This is a genomic window from Paenibacillus sp. FSL R10-2736, assembly GCF_038000245.1.
Classification (GTDB): Bacteria; Bacillota; Bacilli; order Paenibacillales; family Paenibacillaceae; genus Paenibacillus_AQ; species Paenibacillus_AQ phytohabitans.
On the sequence record NZ_JBBOBN010000001.1, the window covers coordinates 2,142,914 to 2,159,799 of the forward strand.

Below are 16,886 nucleotides of genomic sequence, written 5' to 3' on the forward strand. Positions count from 1 at the left end.
TTAAAAGATAAGACCGCCCGGCATTGGAAGGCGGTCTTGTTGCTATATCAGTTGCTCAAATGTAGAAACATCACATGAAATGTTATATGTTGTGTAATTTGGATCCACTGACCCTGGGTTTGCAAATATCTTGAGAGTAACTAGTGTGAAGTGAATAGATTTAATTGTATTTCGTGCAGTTAAAAAGACGGCAAAAAACCGGGTTGTCAGTTTAACTGTATTCCGTACAATTAAAGACAGTGGTAAGTCTACTTTTGCGAAATATGGGGGTTTTTAACTGTACAAAGTGCAATTAAAACCCTCGCAGTGCAAAAATTGATCACTTTAGTTGTATAAAATACACTTAGGACCGGAGCGAACGACCGGTTACTATAAATTGCTCATTTCTAGTATTGAACCGGCTCCTAAACCGGGTCGAACATGAACAAGTGCCCCGTACGCCATATGGCCGGGGCACTTGTTTATATTTCGTTATACATCCGCCGCAGCAGCTCTGCACTGCCGTTCATATGCTCTTCGGGAGTGCTCTCCAGCAGGCCCTGAATATGCGGACGCTTATATTTCATGTAATGGAGCAGCGGAGCGAAGTTCAGCAGTCCCTGTCCTGCAGGGACGATCTCAATCCGCCCGTCCCTGACCGTGAAATCCTTCAGATGCAGCACCGCGATCCGGTCACCCAGCAGCTCAAGGGCCTCCGCAACAATACTCTCCTGCTGCAGGTAGTTATCCGGCGTCATCAGATTGGCGGCATCGAATATAATCTGCAGATTACTGGAGGCCACTTCGTCCAGCAGCCGTCTGGTCAGCTGAGCCGTGTGAAGCGGGTGGTTAATCCCTGCCTCGATGCCGACCGTTACCCCGAAACGCTCTGCTTCCGCAACCATTGCTTTGACAGAAGCCGCAACTTGTTCAAAAGCTTCCTCCGTGAAATTATCCGGCGTATATCCCTTTCCCACACTGCCTGTTTCGGTACCTACCAGACTCGCCTCGAAATCACGGGCCAGCCGCAGATGGGTGCTGAAATCGTTCAATGCCTGTGCGCGCCGGGCGGGATCAGGATCGATGATGTTTACATAGCAGCCGAGCACAGCAATCCGGATGCCGGCCTGCCTGAAGGCTTCGCCATAATAGGCAGCCGTTCCCGGACTGAGTGCGCCGAGTGTAGGCGCACTCTCCGGAAAGGACTTATGCAGCGCGAACTGAATAGAGGAGAAGCTGTGTTCTCCCAGCTTCTCAATCAGCTGCGGCAAAGGACACGGGTTGAAATCATGGGCGCGGACGCCTAGGTGAAACGGAACGGTCATATGTTCTACTCCTTTGCTCTGCAATTTCCCGCAAATAAGGCCGCCTGTGTCCGCAAGGGCACAAGGCGGCCTATTCCAGGAATTCAATGAAGCGGCTTAACGCACTACACCCGCAAATAAGTCTGCAGTACCGAGAGTCCCGCAGACTGTTCCATCGCTTCTGCTACCAGCGAGGCGATCCGCTGCGCGCCAGCCTGCGAGAAATGGGTGTCATCCGTGATCCCGTCCGGGTAGTTGGGATGGCTTCCCGGAGGCAGATGCATGAACAGCTGTTGTGAGCCTTCGATTCCCAGCGAGCGGTAGAGCTGCTGGGAGGAGGCGAAGATATCGAGCAGCGGTGTTCCGGTCTCTGCCGCAACTTCGCGCATGGCCTGCGGGTATGGCCCCACGGCCTCAGGATCAGGTTCACCTTCCGCAGTGAAGCGGCGGCGGCTCACAGAGGTCAGCAGCAGCGGGAACCCGCCGCGGCTGCGGGCGGAATCGATGAATACCTTAAGATTCTGGCGGTATTCGGTATCCGGATCCGTATAACGCGCCGGATCTTCAATCTTCTGGTCATTATGACCGAACTGGATCAGCAGGAAGTCTCCAGCCTGGAAGTCCTGCTCGATCTCCGCAAGCCTGCCCTCAGCCAGGAAGGAGCGTGTGCTCCGTCCGTTCACTGCCCAGTTCTCAATCCGCACCTCCGGTCCCATATGCCCGTGCAGAAATTCTCCCCATCCGGTCATCGGTGATTCGGAGGCCGCCTTCCGGGCTGCGGTAGAGTCTCCGGCAATATAGATAGTCGGCATCTTCAGCACTCCTTCATCAGGCGGTAACCTCCACCGAGCTGCCGGAGGTCTGGAAGCCGAAATAGCCTGCTGCATTATTGTAGGAGATATCCTCTACCATTGCGCCCAGTAAGTCTATGTCATCCGGTGCCTCACCGCGTTCCACCAGTTCACCGATCAGCTCACAGAGCACCCGGCGGAAATATTCATGCCGGGTATAGGAGAGGAAGCTGCGTGAATCGGTCAGCATGCCGACGAAGTTACCGAGCAGGCTGTTGTCAGCCAGCAGGGTCAGCTGCTGGCGCATACCGCTGCGCGTATCGTTGTACCACCAGCCGGAGCCGAGCTGGAGCTTGCCGGCAGTATCCTTCTGGTAGCAGCCCAGCAAGGCCAGCAGGGCAGGGTAGTCGCCGGGATTCAGCGAGTACAGGATGGTCTTCGGCAGCCCGCTGCCGCTCTCGGCACGGTCAAGCAGCTGCGACAGCGGTGTGGTCAGCGGCAGGTCGTTAATGCCGTCGTATCCGGTATCCGGCCCTAGCTTCCGGAACATCGGCGTGTTGTTGTTGCGGTAGGCATGCAGATGAAGCTGCATGGTCCAGTCTTTGGCCTGGTAGAAGCCGATCAGTGCAGTCAGCAGCTCAGTACGGTAGAGGGTGATTTCCTGCGGTGACAGGGAAGCACCCTGCAGTCTTTTGGCGAAGACCGCCTGGGCAGCTTCCGGTTCACCGGCTTCGTAACGCAGCACATCAAGGGCATGGTCCGACAGGCGGCAGCCATTCTCATGGAAGAAGTCCACACGGTTGCTCAGTGCCTCAAGCAAGGCTGCATAAGTCTTAACCGGCTGGCCGGCGGCTTCCTCCAGCTTACCGATCCAGGCGCTGAAGCCTTCGGCATCGATGTTCAGTGCCTTGTCGGGACGGAAGGTCGGGAACACCTGGAACGTGGTCTCAGAGTCTCTGAGCAGCTTGTGGTATTCCAGCGAGTCTGCCGGATCATCCGTAGTACAGATTACCTTGACGTTTGAATTGCGGATCAGACCGCGGCGGGTAAACGCCGGTTCAGCCAGCTTGCGGTTGACCTTCTCCCAGATGGCCGGTGCAGAAGCTTCGTTCAGCAGCTCATTAACGCCGAAGAAGCGGCGAAGCTCGAGATGGGTCCAGCTGTACAGCGGGTTGCCGATGGCTTTCGGGAGTGTCCGGGCCCAGGCCAGAAATTTATCATAATCGGAGGCGTCCCCGGTAATATGCGATTCCGGCACACCGTTCGCGCGCATCAGCCGCCATTTGTAATGATCTCCATAAAGCCAGGCTGCCGTGAGGTTCTCGAACGGTTTATCTTCATAGATTTCGCGCGGGTCCAGATGGCAATGGTAATCGACAATCGGCATTGCTTTGGCATGCTGATGAAAGAGCTGGCGTGCGGTATCGCCGGATAACATGAAATCTTCATTAAGAAACATGGATAAGATCTCCCTTTATATGAATTTGGATAGGGTTTATAGCGTAACGCCGGTTTTGAAAATAGCCAGCTCGCGCACTTCATTCTGCTCGTTCCGTGTTTTTTGGCCGCTGGCGACATCAATGATATAAGTGATGAATTCCTCCAGCACATCGGCCATCGGTGTTTCCAGCAGAGGACCGGCGTTGAAGTCCATCCAGTGGCCTTTTTTGGCAAAAAGATCGTTGTTGGTGGCCACCTTCACCGTAGGTACGAAGCTGCCGAACGGCGTTCCGCGTCCGGTAGTGAACAGCACCAGCTGGCAATCCGAAGCAGCGAGAGCGGAGGCGGCAACCAGATCGTTGCCGGGAGCCTGCAGGAGGCTCAGCCCTTTTTTGCGCAGCTTCACGCCATATTGCAGCACATCGACCACCGGCGAGGTTCCGGCCTTCTGGGTGCAGCCCAGCGATTTGTCCTCCAGGGTGCTGATGCCGCCGGCTTTGTTGCCTGGAGAAGGATTCTCGTATACAGGTTCGCCGTACGAGAGGAAATACTGCTTGAAGTTATTGATCAGCGACACGATCTCTTCATAGACCTCATGGCTTTCTGCACGCGCCATCAGCATCTTCTCCGCACCGAACATTTCCGGCACTTCCGTCAGCACCGAGGTTCCGCCCTGGGAGATGATGAAGTCGGAGAACGCGCCCAGCAGCGGATTGGCTGTGATCCCGGAGAACCCGTCGGAGCCGCCGCATTTCAGGCCGATGTTCAGCTCACTGAGCGGAACCGGCTCACGGACATCGTTCTTCGCAGCTTCATACAGCTGCTCCAGCAGCTCAAGGCCGGCTTCTACCTCATTGCCCACCTCCTGGGCAACCAGGAATTTCACCCGCGACTCGTCATAATCGCCCAGCATGCTGCGGAATTCGGCGACTATATTGTTCTCGCAGCCGAGCCCGAACACGAGCACCCCGCCGGCATTCGGATGATTCACCGCGTCGAGCAGAATGCTGCGGGTCATGCGGTGATCATCGCCGAGCTGCGAGCAGCCGTAAGGATGCTTCAGTACCGTGAAGTTATCGAAGCCGCCAAGATCGGGATGCTCAGCCTTGAACTCCTGCAGCATTTGCTCGGCAATCCCGTTCACACAGCCCACGGTCGGGATAATGAACAGATCATTACGGATGCCGACCTTGCCGTTACTCCGGCGGTATCCCTGGAAGGTCAGATCACGCCGGGGGTAGGTAACCTGGTGAACATCCGGCACATACTCATATTCCTCTTCGCCGGACAGATTGGTCTTGATATTATGCGTATGAATCCAGTCCCCAGCGGCAATCGGAGCGATGGCATGGCCGATAGGATAACCGTATTTGGTGATAACCTCATCAGTCTGGAAATCAGTCAGGGCAATCTTGTGGCCCTGCGGAATATCCTGTGCTGCCTGAAGCGTCAAGCTGTCTATGGTGAGCTGCTCCCCGGCCGATATCGGCCGCAGGGCTACAGCTACTGTATCTCTGGGGTTCATTTTCATTAAGTGCTTCATGTTGGACCCTCCTAAGTTTTGTTAGTTATTGCTTTAGCCGACAAGCTGCTGCAGAGCGGCGCGGGAATCCTGCTTCTCCAGCTGCTGCAGATGGGCGTTAATTTCAGCTGTAAGTCCAGGCAGCAAGGACAAATCCTGTCCCCACAGGCTGGTGTTGCTGAGAATGGTGCCTGCGAAGCTTGCCGGATCACTCCATGCCTGTGTGAAAATCTCCAGGATTTCCGGACTGTCCTGCAGCGGCACACGGTCTCCCCGGTAGCTGAGCAGGAGTGCGGCGAAGGCGAGCGTAATGCGCTCCGGAAGCTTGCCGCGTTCCTGCTGATAGCGGAGGAGCACCGGGAGCAGCCGGGTTTTGAATTTGGAGATGCTGTTCAGCGAGATGGAGGTCAGCTCATGGCGGATGAACGGATTTCTGAACCGCTCCTGGACGGCACCGGCATAGGACAGCAGCTCTTCCGCAGGCAGATCGAGCATAGGAATCAGTTCGTCTTCGATCAGCTGCTTCACGAAGCGGGAGAACGTTTCGTCATTCATAACATCCTCAACGGTTTCCAGACCCGCCAGCAGCCCCAGAGGAACCATAGCCGTATGCGGCCCGTTCAGCAGATGAACCTTGCGCTCGCGGTATGGAGTCATATCAGGGGTGACCACAACGTTCAGTCCGGCCTTGGCCAGCGGCAGCCGTTCAGTAAGTGATTCCGGTCCTTCAATGACCCAGAACAGGAATGGCTCAGCCGTAACCATCACATTGTCCAGATACCCCAGCTCGGCTTCCAGCTCAGCGGCCTTATCGCGCGGATAACCCGGAACGATCCGGTCAACCAGACTGCAGCAGAAGGTATTCTCCTCCTTCAGCCATTGCAGGAATTCCCCGCCCAGATTCCAGTCAGCGGCGTATTGCTGCACAATCTCCTGCAATTTCTCGCCGTTGCGGTCGATCAGCTCGCAGGGGATGATGACGAAGCCTTTTTTGCCCAGCTCGAAACGGCGGTGGAGCAGCGCAGTCAGCTTGCCCGGGAAGCTCTTCGGCGGCGTTCCGTCTGCACGGTCGCCCGGTAGATAGGCAATACCGGCTTCCGTCGTGTTGGAGGTGATGAATTCCAACTCATCATTCTCAGCGAGCGCAAGGTAATTCCCGTAATCGCTATAAGGGTTAATAACGCGGCTGACCGAAGAGATGATTTCCCGAGAGTTGACTGTCTGGTTATCCATAATGCCGTTCAGCAGCACGGTGTAGAGATTATCCTGGGCGGCCATGAATCCGCCGAGCCCCTGTTCAATCGGCTGTACCAGCACCGCGCTTCCGTTGAACAGGCCTTGGTTGTTCATCTGCTGCAGCTGCCAGTCCACGAAGGCGCGCATGAAATTGCCTTCACCGAATTGGATCATCCGCTCGGGATGCAGGGTTAACTCCGGGTGAGTGCTTCTGGATAAACGGTTTGTCATAATGGTCATGATCTCCTTTTAAAATATAATGTCATAAATGCACACGTTAACATTTTATTTTGAGCAAACCCGGAAATGACGTCATTGTAGACGTTATTCGTGTCTGCTGAAAATACAAAGCGGGCAAGCCGGATAACCCGGCATATGCCGTTAATTCACTGCGGCAGAACCCTGCGCTCAGATATTGGCGACAGTATCGCGTACCATGAGGCCGGTCTTGACGAATAGCTGCTGCGGCTCTGTTTCGGGCTGGATCAGCAGCTGAATCAGCATTTTCATACCGAGTTCACTGATCTCTGCAATGGGCTTGCGGACGGTGGTCAGGGCAGGATTCGTATAGCGGGCGAACATAATGTCGTCGAATCCGATCAGTGATATCTGTCCCGGCACATCTACCTTATGGGCATAACAGGCGTTCATCGCGCCAATGGCCATATCATCGTTGGAGCAAAATACAGCCGTAGGCTGATCCTCAAGGCTGAGCAGCGCCGTCATCGCCGCATAGCCGCTCTCGATGCTGTAATCCCCTGAAGCGAAATAATCGGGATTCAGCGCCAGACGGCCTGCAATCAGGCTGTCCATGAACCCTTGCTTGCGTTCGCTGGACGATTTGAAGCCGGGCTTCCCTTCAATAATAGCCAGCTTCCGGTGCCCTTGAAGCACAGCGTAATCAATCGCTTCCTTCACGCCTTCGCGGTCATTGGCTACCACATTCATAATGCCCGGGTCCTCCAGCTGGCGGTTCAGCACCACAAGCGGTATGCCCATCTTCTTCACATGATAGATGAAGGCATTATCCTCATCGCTCTGGCTCATGACCAGAATGCCGTCGAAACGCTGGGGCTGAATATTGCTGAAGTTATGGACACCGTCTATTCCGTTAACGGTCAGATTGTAGTTCTCATCCAGGATATGCGTAATGCCTTTGATAGCATCAACCAGGAAGCTGGCTGAAGTACCCTGCTCAATGCTTGAGAAGAACAGCCCGATGGTGAACGATCTCTTCGTAACCAGACTCTTGGCGCTGTAATTCGGCACATAATTCATTTCCGCGGCGATTCGCTCAATCTTATCCCGGGTGACTTTCTTGATCAGCGGGCTGCCGTTCAGCGCTCTGGATACAGTCGTGTGGGAGACGCCGGCGACGCGTGCAATATCTTTGATGGTAATCATGACATCTCTCCGGGAAAATAGAATTGTTAACGATTTCAGTTTAGTGCTACAGCCGCGTCAAGTCAAGACTTTATTGAAATGCACACGTTAAAATTTTATCTGGAACAATACTGCGGCCGGCGGTATAATTTACGTGTCATGGTATGCCGGTTTGAACAGAACTTATTTCTTAAGGAGGACGAAGCTATGCTGGTGGGCAAGCGGGAATTTTGCGATTACCAGAGTATCCAGGCAGCGGTGGATGAACTTGAACGGGATCCGCTGGAGAAGCCGGTGACCCTGTATATTATGTCAGGTGTGTATCAAGAGGCGGTAAGAATATACCGGTCCAATCTTAATATAGTGGGCATCGGGGAAGTGGTAATCACCATGAACAGACATGCCAAGGAGCTGGACGAGTCAGGAGAAGAGCTGGGTACCTTTGCTACACCGACACTGTTCCTCGGCGGCCGGAGGCTGATGCTTGAGAACCTGATTATTGCGAACACAGCAGGGCAAGGAAATGACATTGGGCAGGCTGTAGCGGTGTCGGCCCATTGTGATGAGACCCTATTCCGTAGCTGCAGCTTCAGGGGCCATCAGGATACACTATTCACCGGACCGTTGCCGCCGTATACCAAAGATGGGAAGGCCTTTGGAGGCGTTCCGCTTAAGGAGCAGCACGCCGTTTGCCGCCAGCTGTACACGAATTGTTATATCGAAGGAACGATTGATTTTATTTTTGGCGGAGCAGCAGCTTATTTCGAGCATTGTGAGATCCGCAGTCTGCGTCATTATAACGACGGGCCGGGTTACATCACAGCGGCATCCACGCCGCAGCATCAGGAGTATGGCTATCTGTTCAACGAGTGTTATTTTACGTCGGACCCGGGGGTTAGTGGTGTCTATCTGGGACGCCCGTGGCGCGGATACGCCAGAACGGATATTGTGAACTGCCGGCTGGGCGGGCATATTCATCCCTCCGGGTGGGACCCCTGGGGGAATCCCGGGAATATGCAGACGGCCATTTACCGGGAATACGGCATAGCCGGTGATGATCCGGTGCGTTCCAAGCGTGCAGCCTGGGCATTTATTCCTGAAGAGAAGGAAGCGGCGGCAGGCAAAGAGCGTTTTTTTACCGGGACGGATTTCTGGACAATGGAAGGCGTGGAGCCCTCTAAGCGCTGAAGCAGCAGGAATAAGTTGACTGCTTCAGAAGGCAATTCTGCGGCCTGTTATCAGGCAAAAGGCGTATACATGAGCAGGTCATGTATACGCCTTTTTTGAAATTCACTTCCCCAAGCAGGAAAACTCCGGCCCAAAGGGGAAAGTACAGCATAGGCCTGTTAGCGGCGTGAGGCTTGATTGTGCTGGAATTTGGTAATATCGCGGGCGTAATGCGAGACAGTGCCGTCGAATCTTTTGAGCCGCACATATTCCTCGGAGAATTTCTCTACAATTCCGACTCCAACCTGGGAGTACATTCCATCGGGGTCAAGCTGCAACGCGGACACGAAGGTCTGCGATAAAGCGGCAACCCAGAAATCAGCATTTTGGACAAGTGTCTGCGGCATAATCCCAGCCCCTTCCATGTGTAGTATAAATATAACGGTGCAGAATCTTAAACACTATTCTACGACAGACAGCGGATTTTGAAAATAGGATTTCCTTTCTGAAACAGTTGAAAATTTTCCCCGGATTGTGCTTGAAGGCCGGACGAAGGATGAAGGTGGCTGTTCCCTCGTGAGTGTTGGGAGAAAGACGGTTTATACTACGCTGGCGGTACTGGTTATGGTGAACAATAAATTTAGGAAATAAGGTGGAGGGCGGTATGGAAGCAGAAACGCGGCAAGCACGGGAGATATTCATCCGGTATCTGGGCAGCCCGGCCCAAATGCACCGTGAAGGTGCCCTGAAGCAGTACAAACAATATGGCATTGTCCGGGAAATGGAGCTTCAATGGTTTCAAGAGATGATAGCGGAAGAGTGCGGGCGCCTGTCGATCAGGGACTGGGAGGCCGTTGCCGGACTTGAAGCTTTGTCCAAGAACTATCAGAACCCGGCCATTGTGGACAAGACAGCTTCTTTCGCCTCCCGCAACCTGATGAGCGCAGACAGTATAGTCAGACTGATGTATGCCGAAGCTCTGGTAGAAATCATCCGCGCCCACAAAATGGTGATTAACCGCGAGCTGCTGTTCAGCGCCTGCCGGGTCGCTGTGCAACTGCTTGAAAGTGTGGTAACACAGCCGCTGGTGACTGACCCCGGCCATGAGCTGCAGCAGCTCGGACTCAAGGACAAACGGGCGCTGAACAGCCGGGCGAAGAAAAGCATTGAAGAAGTGGAGCGCCTGATTAACTGACCGGCATAACCGTTATTATGGAAGGGGAAACTCAGTTGCAGATAAGAACCGAGACAGCGCAGGATTATAGTCAAGTATTTGAACTGAATGTCAAGGCGTTTGGGAACCGTGAGGATGAATCCAGGCTGATTGAGCGGATCAGAGCTTCGGAGGAGTTCGTGCCGGAGCTGTCCATTGTTGCCGAGCAGGATGGCGCTGTAGTTGGGCATATTTTATTAAGCCGTGCCAAGGTATTGGACGGGAATCATTCACAAGAAGTAATCGTACTTGCCCCCATCGCAGTCGATCCGCAGATGCAGCGTCAGGGAATTGGCGCAGCACTGATCCGCGAAGGCACAAATCGCAGCAGGCAGCTGGGTTATGAAATAATTCTGCTGATCGGGCACCCAGGCTATTATCCCCAATTCGGCTTCACGCCCGCGCGCGCCTATGGCCTTGCGCTGACGCAATTCACTGTACCGGATGAGGTGTTTCAAGTATACGGGCTGCAGGAAGGGGCGCTGGAGAAGGTGAAGGGCGAGCTGATCTATCCGGCGGCATTCTTTTGATACTTGAAGACCAATCAGCCTCACACAATACATTACCGAACTTAACGTGACATAAGGCTGTCCAGTTTGTTATGTTACGCTGTTCTGACAAGTGATCTGAACACAATCAGCAGGAGGAATCATAGGATGGCGGAACCATTAAAAGCAATGTACAACAAGGAATTCCTGCGCAGCCTCGGCACTAAGATCCATGCCGTATACGGTTCGTTTGATGCGGAGGACTTCACCGCTGCGGCGATGAAAGAGCCTTGGGAGGAACTGGAGCTTAAGGCGCGGATGCGGCGGATCACGGAGACACTGGGGGCATTCCTCCCATCACGTTATGAAGAAGCATTAGATATTTTGTACGCCATCGATAAAGACTGTGTCGGATTTCCCTATCTGATCTTCCCTGATTTCGTCGAGGTGTTTGGCGGCAGGGAGGAGCACTGGGAGTTGTCCATGGCGGCGCTGGAACGGTTCACGCCGAAATCCTCGGCAGAGTTCGCCGTCAGGCCGTTCATGCTGCGGGACCCGCAGAGGATGATGATTCAGATGCAGGCCTGGGCAGAGCATCCGGATGAGCATGTGCGGCGTCTGGCCAGCGAAGGCAGCCGGCCCCGTCTCCCATGGGGCCAGGCGCTGCCGGTGTTCAAGCGCGATCCGTCCCCGGTGCTGCCGCTGCTGGAGAAGCTGAAGGCGGACCCGTCGCTCTATGTACGCAAGAGTGTCGCCAACAATCTGAACGATATCGCGAAGGATCATCCGGCCGTCGTCATTGAGACAGCCCGCCGCTGGAAAGGCAACAATGTGAATACGGACTGGATTGTGCGGCATGGCTGCCGGTCGCTGATCCGTAAGGCGGACCCTGAGATTATGGAGCTGTTCGGTTATGCTCCTGAAGAGAGCGGTGCGCCGCTGGTCACCGCGGCTGTCCTCGCGGCAGAACCGGCTGAGCTGCGGATCGGTGACCACTGCGAACTGCAGTATGCCCTCACCATCCGGGAAGGTGAACCGGTACGTATCCGCATTGAATACGGGATAGACTTCGTGAAGGCAGGAGGAAAGACCTCCCGCAAGCTCTTTCTGTTGTCAGACAAAACCATCCCCGGCGGTTCCAGACTGGCTGGTGTACGGACGCACCGCTGGGCCGACCTGACCACCCGAAGGCATTATCCCGGACAACATACCGTGACGCTGCTGGTAAATGGCCGCGAAGCGGCAAGCACAACACTGCTTCTCGAACCTCAGAATGAAAGGGGAACGGTTCAATGATTACGAACAATCTGTTAATCAAGCTGAAGGATGGCAGCCCGGAGCGCATTGCTGAAGCCCGTGAAGTGCTTCTGGGCATGCGTGGTCAAATCGCGCATATCCATGAACTGAAGGTGGAGGTGGATGTCCGCAGCGGCGCTTACGATCTGATGCTGATTGTGCAATATGAGAGCATGGCGGATCTGGAAGCCTATCTGGTTCATCCGGTGCATGTCAGGGTTTCGGAATACATTACAGGTGTGCTGCAATCGGCAGCTTCCTTTTGTTACGAATCCTGATTCCCTAAATGTCAGAGATTCAGCGAATTTTGAGGTATATGCGGATTATCCGCAACACCTCCTGCACCAAGCTGCACAACAAAGCGGATGTCCAGGCAGCCCTCTCAGGGCTTTCGGAACATCCGCTTCTTTATTTCAGCCAGCTGTGTCCGCCGCATTATTTATGCGCAGACCCTAGCCGCTAATCCTTGATATTACCGGCCATCTTGAGCCGTTTGGCAATCTCTTTGAATTCCTCAGCAGAGATCCCCGGTGCGAATTCCTCCTTGGATTCAGGGGCCTCAGGAATCGGAACGCCTTTAGGCACGCCCTGAATAACTTCTAGCGGAAGCCCGTCCTCTGGATGGGTGCCCTTCCAGATCTGGTCAATGGAGCTGAAATCCTTATCGCTCCAGGTGTACAGCTTCGTATGCACGCCTTTTTCTTCATACTTTCTGGCTTCATTGAACGATTTGTTGTCAAGGGAAGGGATCGGCACAAGCTTGGTTACATTGACGCCTGTGGCAATCTCCAATGCCTTGGCATAGGCGACCACATGAACGCCTCCACGGACAAGAAGGAAACCGACAACAGCACGTGCAGCCGGATGGTCGGTCATTTCATAGACCTTCATCTTGTGTGTTCTTGCGCCACATTCGAGGAAGAAGTTATGCAGCAAATCTTCTACCAGGTTGCCGCTGTTGAACACATTGGCTCCTGTCCACGGGTTGCCCATTGAATCGAACGGCATGGCACCCTGGGCTCCCGCCAGGAAGTGATAGGACAGCCGGGCATCTTTTACAGCATCCAGTGGAGTAGAGTCCGGCTTCTTATAATCCGTGGAACCTCTAAGACATTTGTTAACAGCATGAGAGACGAGTTCGACATGGCCTAACTCCTCTGCAGTAATGCTCATAACCAGATCGTAAAAGGGCTTCAGCTTCTCCTTGGAACGGAAGTTAAAGGACTGATACAGATAGTTGTTGAGTGTTGACATCTCACCAAATTTACCGCCAAGCAGTTCCTGTACAGCCGCAGCAGCATTCGGATCTGGTTTCTCGACGTCCGGGATTTCAATCATAATTTCATCCATGCGTTTGAACATTGGCTTGTCATCCTCCTTAGCGCTTCAGCAGTCTTGATATTGCTGTACAGCCCTAAATTAAACGCAATCCTTCATGCTCAAACATCAACGGACCGGAAGCTGTACATGCAGCTCATGATTGTTCTTCGTTTCCCGTGCAGCCATTCCCAGGACATAACTTCTAGTCCCGCTGGCGGGGGCCTTCTGCCAGAGGCGGTAGCCTTCCGTGTTGATTACAGCCGCATTGTCAGTACTGGCGGTCCCTGCAAAATAAATCTCATTCAGCCGGCCGACCACATCCGCCATCGCGTTCAGCTCGGCATCCGTGTAATTAGCATACGCTGAGTCCGCGGTCAGACGGGAATAACTGCGGGTCGCGGAGCGCTTGCGGAAATTCGCTTCGCTGTAAGTGTTGAACTGTAGCAGATTCTGATCTGTGCTGCCCGATGCTGCGGCCCACAGCTCCATCCCTAATTTAGCCGTATTGTAATCCAGGGTCTGATTGGCGGCTGAATAGTTTAAGATGCCGTATTGATGCGGGAATACCGATAATGCACTGTCTGCGATGTCAAAGATGCTGTTGCCGTCCTTTTGATATTCACTTATATCCTGAATATGGATGTGGCCGCTGAGTGTGGTATGGATATTATTGCGCAGCAGGGCTTCAATTACCTGCCCGTTATCATCGACAGTGAAGCCCTCCTGGATGAAGTCACTGTGATCCAGCAGGCTGTGGTGCATGACCGCTACGATCTGCGCACCTTGTGCCGCAGCCATTTCACCACACGCATCAATCCATTTCAGTGTCGAAGCGCTCACCTTGCCCTCCAATTGTGGATTTCCCAGATCCTGATTATTTTTGTATTGTGCAGTATCGAGCATGAGCAGCCAAAGATCATCTGACGGGGCAGCCAGATAGCTCAGCGAGTCCTTATCCTCCAGCAGCGCTTCATCATAACCGAAGCTGCCATAGATCTTGCGGAACTGTTTGGCGGTAACGGAATCTGCAGAATATTGGCGCTTACCCTTAAATTTACGGGCCCAGGGATTCTGGATATCGTGATTGCCGGGTATCACATATACCCGGGTCCCGGTCTCCTGTTCAATGGTCTTCAGATGTTTGGCCAGGTCCTTATGGCTGGCTTCTTCACCGTTGTTGCTGAGATCTCCGCTAATGATGACGGCATCGGGCTTGCGGATGCCAATGTCGTATCCGAGGGCTTCCATCATTTCGTTGCTGTATCCCAGCTGTTTACCATCCCCGGCAGCCAGAAACTGATTGAAGGCAGGCCCGAGATCCCTCAGGCTTTGCGATAAATAGTGTGTGTCGGTAGTCGTAAGAATACTAAGATCATGGCCGGACTGTATACGGTATTGCGGTGGATGTTTCTCTTCTTGCCCGCTGCAGGATGATGTGAGCAGCAGCAATAGGGAGAGTATGACGGACTTACGGACGGATAACATGGGTTCTGCACCTCTTTTCCTGGTAAAAACCGCAAAAAGGTGTCCCCGGCAAGATTGCCCTGAAGGGAACACCTCCTGTACAGAATAACTTATTTCTTGACTTCAGTCACACCGGTTACCTTACCTTGGTCAGCGGCCGTGTAGGTAGCCTGGTATTTGGCATCCGAGAAGTAGACATTGCCTTCAATGGTAGCATTCACAACGGCGAAGCCGTCAGCTTCTACGTAGACATCCCCGACAAAGGTGCCGCCCTGAATACGGGCATTTTCACTGCGGATTGTCATTTTTGGAGCGGTAAGTGTGAAGGAATTGGTGATGTTGTGATCTGCATCCTGGGTATAGAGCGCGATTTTGCGGGCCGGCTCTTCCTTATTGATGAACTGTCCGTCTACCACAAGCTCTTCCGTGAAGGTCAGGTCGTTCAGGACTGCGGCGATCCAGTGGCCGTCTTTGCTGATCGCCTTCTTGAAGGCTTCATTATTATCAACGACGGAGACCGATGTTACAGCATCCGGTGCTTCGGTGGCCGTGGCCGTATTGCCGTTATTTGCGGACGTGTTTGTATTTGCCGCATTGTTGTTTGCCGAGTTGCCGCATCCGACGAGCAGGGTCAGAGTGAATACGGCTGCTATTGCTGCGAGCTTTCTCATGTAAATAACCTCCTTGGGGTGTGTGTTGCTGCAGATTTGTTTTTCCTTTAAAATTAATATAGAATGATTAGTGCGGAATTAATGTGATTTAATTCACAATAGCATAATAATATTTACCGATCGTTCTATAAATGGTAAAATTGACCCAGAAAGGAGCATGATGATGGCGAGAAGCAAAGAATTCGACATTGATGACGTACTATTAAAGGCGATGAATATCTTCTGGCAGCAGGGCTATGAGAAAACCTCGATGCAGGATCTTGTAACCGGCATGGGGATTCACAAGAGAAGCATGTATGACACATTTGGAGACAAGCATACTTTATATATAAAAGCACTGGAGCGGTTCGCAGCCATCAACGCCTCCCGGATGGAGGGCCGTATCGAAGGCATTTCCTCTGCCAAAGCTGCAATCACCCTGCTGTTCGAAGCAACGATCCACAGGAGTGAAGACGAGCCCAAGGGCTGCCTGCTGGTGAATACCGCAGTGGAGCTGTCCAATCATGATCCGGAAGCAGCAACCAAAGCGAATGATGCTTTTCTGAATACCGAACATCTCATCGAACGGCTGATCCGGCACGGACAGGCTAGCGGAGAGATCTCCGGCCGGCATGAGGCCTCTGCGCTTGCTGCTTATCTGCACAATGCCCTCGTCGGGCTGCGGGTCATGGTCAAAGCCACCCGGGATATTGACAAGCTCCAGACTATCGTCAACACTACGCTTGCTGTACTGGAATAATGCGGCCTTAATAGTATGAACGCGCCTGCTGGGAATTATCCAATTTATATTTCGGCTCACAGCAGGCGCTGGGCTTATTTGCACTTCAATATCGCCGCGGTTTGGATTACAATATGATTTTGATGATTCATGAGGCGTGCAGGAAGGAGCTGTATTCATGGCTAAGCAGAAATACTATGTAGTGTGGGAAGGCAAGCAGCCGGGAGTGTACAGCACTTGGGCAGAATGCCAGGCGCAGACCGATCATTATACCGGAGCGAAATATAAGTCTTATGAGAGCAGAGCGGCAGCGGATACGGCTTATAAGGCGGGCTGGAAAGGCAACTGGGGAACAGGTGCGTCCTCATCCGGCGCAGGCGCCAAGAGTAAAACGGCAAACAGCTGGAGCCGCAGTGCCTCGGTAGAAACGTCGGAGGAGATTGATTATGACAGCATCTCTGTAGATGTCGGCACCCGCGGCAATCCCGGACCGGTAGAATACAAAGGCGTAGACACGCAGACCGGTGACATTATTTTTTCCTGCGGTCCAATCAGTAAGGGTACGAATAACCTCGGGGAATTTCTGGCGATTGTCCATGCGCTGGCTCTGCTTAAGAAGGAAGGCAGCAGCCGTACGGTCTATACCGACTCCGTGAATGCGATGAAGTGGGTGAAGCAGAAGAAGGTCGCTACTACCCTGCCCCGGGATGCTTCCACAGAGGAAATCTGGACGCTGATTGACCGGGCGGAGAGCTGGCTGCGCAGCCATACATATGAGAATAAGGTGCTGAAATGGCAGACTAAGGTATGGGGCGAGATCAAAGCAGATTACGGGCGCAAATAAATTTTGCGGGATCTGGTTAATAACAGGTAATGAATGAATACTACAGGGAA

17 protein-coding genes are annotated in these 16,886 nt (G+C 53.3%); 7 read left to right on the forward strand and 10 right to left on the reverse strand.

Going from position 1 to position 16,886, the window contains the following annotated elements:
* Positions 1–461 precede the first annotated feature (461 nt).
* The 6 genes from NSQ73_RS08840 to NSQ73_RS08865 form a co-directional block, all read right to left on the reverse strand.
* Complete coding sequence (locus tag NSQ73_RS08840) at positions 462–1,304, reverse strand: sugar phosphate isomerase/epimerase family protein (RefSeq protein ID WP_340986180.1); 843 nt, start codon at positions 1,302–1,304, stop codon at positions 462–464.
* 104 nt (positions 1,305–1,408) lie between these two features.
* On the reverse strand, positions 1,409–2,095 hold the full coding sequence (locus NSQ73_RS08845; RefSeq protein WP_340986181.1) for a rhamnogalacturonan acetylesterase: 687 nt from the start codon (positions 2,093–2,095) through the stop codon (positions 1,409–1,411).
* Between the two features lie 16 nt (positions 2,096–2,111).
* Complete coding sequence (gene uxaC, locus NSQ73_RS08850) at positions 2,112–3,533, reverse strand: glucuronate isomerase (protein ID WP_340986182.1); 1,422 nt, start codon at positions 3,531–3,533, stop codon at positions 2,112–2,114.
* A gap of 36 nt (positions 3,534–3,569) precedes the next feature.
* Positions 3,570–5,057 (reverse strand): UxaA family hydrolase, encoded by a 1,488-nt coding sequence (locus NSQ73_RS08855; protein WP_042138808.1) that lies wholly within the window; start codon positions 5,055–5,057, stop codon positions 3,570–3,572.
* 33 nt (positions 5,058–5,090) lie between these two features.
* The gene (locus tag NSQ73_RS08860) at positions 5,091–6,503 is read right to left on the reverse strand and encodes a tagaturonate reductase (RefSeq protein ID WP_340986183.1); all 1,413 of its coding nucleotides are present in this window, start codon (positions 6,501–6,503) and stop codon (positions 5,091–5,093) included.
* A gap of 177 nt (positions 6,504–6,680) precedes the next feature.
* Positions 6,681–7,676: a LacI family DNA-binding transcriptional regulator gene (locus NSQ73_RS08865; RefSeq protein WP_340986184.1), complete on the reverse strand. Its 996-nt coding sequence runs from the start codon at positions 7,674–7,676 to the stop codon at positions 6,681–6,683.
* Positions 7,677–7,862: 186 nt separating this feature from the next.
* On the opposite strand from NSQ73_RS08865, the gene NSQ73_RS08870 reads away from it, so the two are divergent.
* On the forward strand, positions 7,863–8,843 hold the full coding sequence (locus NSQ73_RS08870) for a pectinesterase family protein (protein ID WP_340986185.1): 981 nt from the start codon (positions 7,863–7,865) through the stop codon (positions 8,841–8,843).
* Positions 8,844–9,001: 158 nt separating this feature from the next.
* Here the strand turns inward: NSQ73_RS08870 and NSQ73_RS08875 are convergent, their stop codons facing one another.
* Positions 9,002–9,229 carry a hypothetical protein gene (locus NSQ73_RS08875; RefSeq protein WP_052421961.1) on the reverse strand — a complete coding sequence of 76 codons (228 nt, stop codon included), beginning with the start codon at positions 9,227–9,229 and terminating at the stop codon, positions 9,002–9,004.
* Between the two features lie 257 nt (positions 9,230–9,486).
* On the opposite strand from NSQ73_RS08875, the gene NSQ73_RS08880 reads away from it, so the two are divergent.
* The 4 genes from NSQ73_RS08880 to NSQ73_RS08895 all read left to right on the forward strand — a co-directional run bounded on the left by NSQ73_RS08880 (position 9,487) and on the right by NSQ73_RS08895 (position 12,097).
* Positions 9,487–10,017, forward strand: coding sequence for a hypothetical protein (locus NSQ73_RS08880; protein ID WP_340986186.1), 531 nt, complete (start codon positions 9,487–9,489; stop codon positions 10,015–10,017).
* 35 nt (positions 10,018–10,052) lie between these two features.
* On the forward strand, positions 10,053–10,565 hold the full coding sequence (locus NSQ73_RS08885) for a GNAT family N-acetyltransferase (protein ID WP_340986187.1): 513 nt from the start codon (positions 10,053–10,055) through the stop codon (positions 10,563–10,565).
* A gap of 126 nt (positions 10,566–10,691) precedes the next feature.
* On the forward strand, positions 10,692–11,819 hold the full coding sequence (locus tag NSQ73_RS08890; protein ID WP_340986188.1) for a hypothetical protein: 1,128 nt from the start codon (positions 10,692–10,694) through the stop codon (positions 11,817–11,819).
* Positions 11,816–12,097 carry a Dabb family protein gene (locus tag NSQ73_RS08895; RefSeq protein WP_042138801.1) on the forward strand — a complete coding sequence of 94 codons (282 nt, stop codon included), beginning with the start codon at positions 11,816–11,818 and terminating at the stop codon, positions 12,095–12,097. Before NSQ73_RS08890 ends, NSQ73_RS08895 begins: the two co-directional genes overlap by 4 nt.
* A gap of 181 nt (positions 12,098–12,278) precedes the next feature.
* On the opposite strand, the gene NSQ73_RS08900 is transcribed toward NSQ73_RS08895, so the two are convergent.
* From NSQ73_RS08900 to NSQ73_RS08910, 3 genes are all read right to left on the reverse strand, one after another.
* On the reverse strand, positions 12,279–13,181 hold the full coding sequence (locus tag NSQ73_RS08900; protein WP_340986189.1) for a manganese catalase family protein: 903 nt from the start codon (positions 13,179–13,181) through the stop codon (positions 12,279–12,281).
* An 84-nt stretch (positions 13,182–13,265) separates the two neighbouring features.
* Positions 13,266–14,624 (reverse strand): metallophosphoesterase, encoded by a 1,359-nt coding sequence (locus tag NSQ73_RS08905; RefSeq protein WP_340986190.1) that lies wholly within the window; start codon positions 14,622–14,624, stop codon positions 13,266–13,268.
* 89 nt (positions 14,625–14,713) lie between these two features.
* Positions 14,714–15,274 carry a hypothetical protein gene (locus NSQ73_RS08910; protein WP_042138799.1) on the reverse strand — a complete coding sequence of 187 codons (561 nt, stop codon included), beginning with the start codon at positions 15,272–15,274 and terminating at the stop codon, positions 14,714–14,716.
* A 163-nt stretch (positions 15,275–15,437) separates the two neighbouring features.
* Between NSQ73_RS08910 and NSQ73_RS08915 the strand changes: the two genes are divergently transcribed.
* Positions 15,438–16,013 (forward strand): TetR/AcrR family transcriptional regulator, encoded by a 576-nt coding sequence (locus NSQ73_RS08915; protein ID WP_076245702.1) that lies wholly within the window; start codon positions 15,438–15,440, stop codon positions 16,011–16,013.
* 157 nt (positions 16,014–16,170) lie between these two features.
* Positions 16,171–16,836, forward strand: coding sequence for a ribonuclease H (rnhA, locus tag NSQ73_RS08920; RefSeq protein ID WP_039295371.1), 666 nt, complete (start codon positions 16,171–16,173; stop codon positions 16,834–16,836).
* Positions 16,837–16,886: the final 50 nt, after the last annotated feature.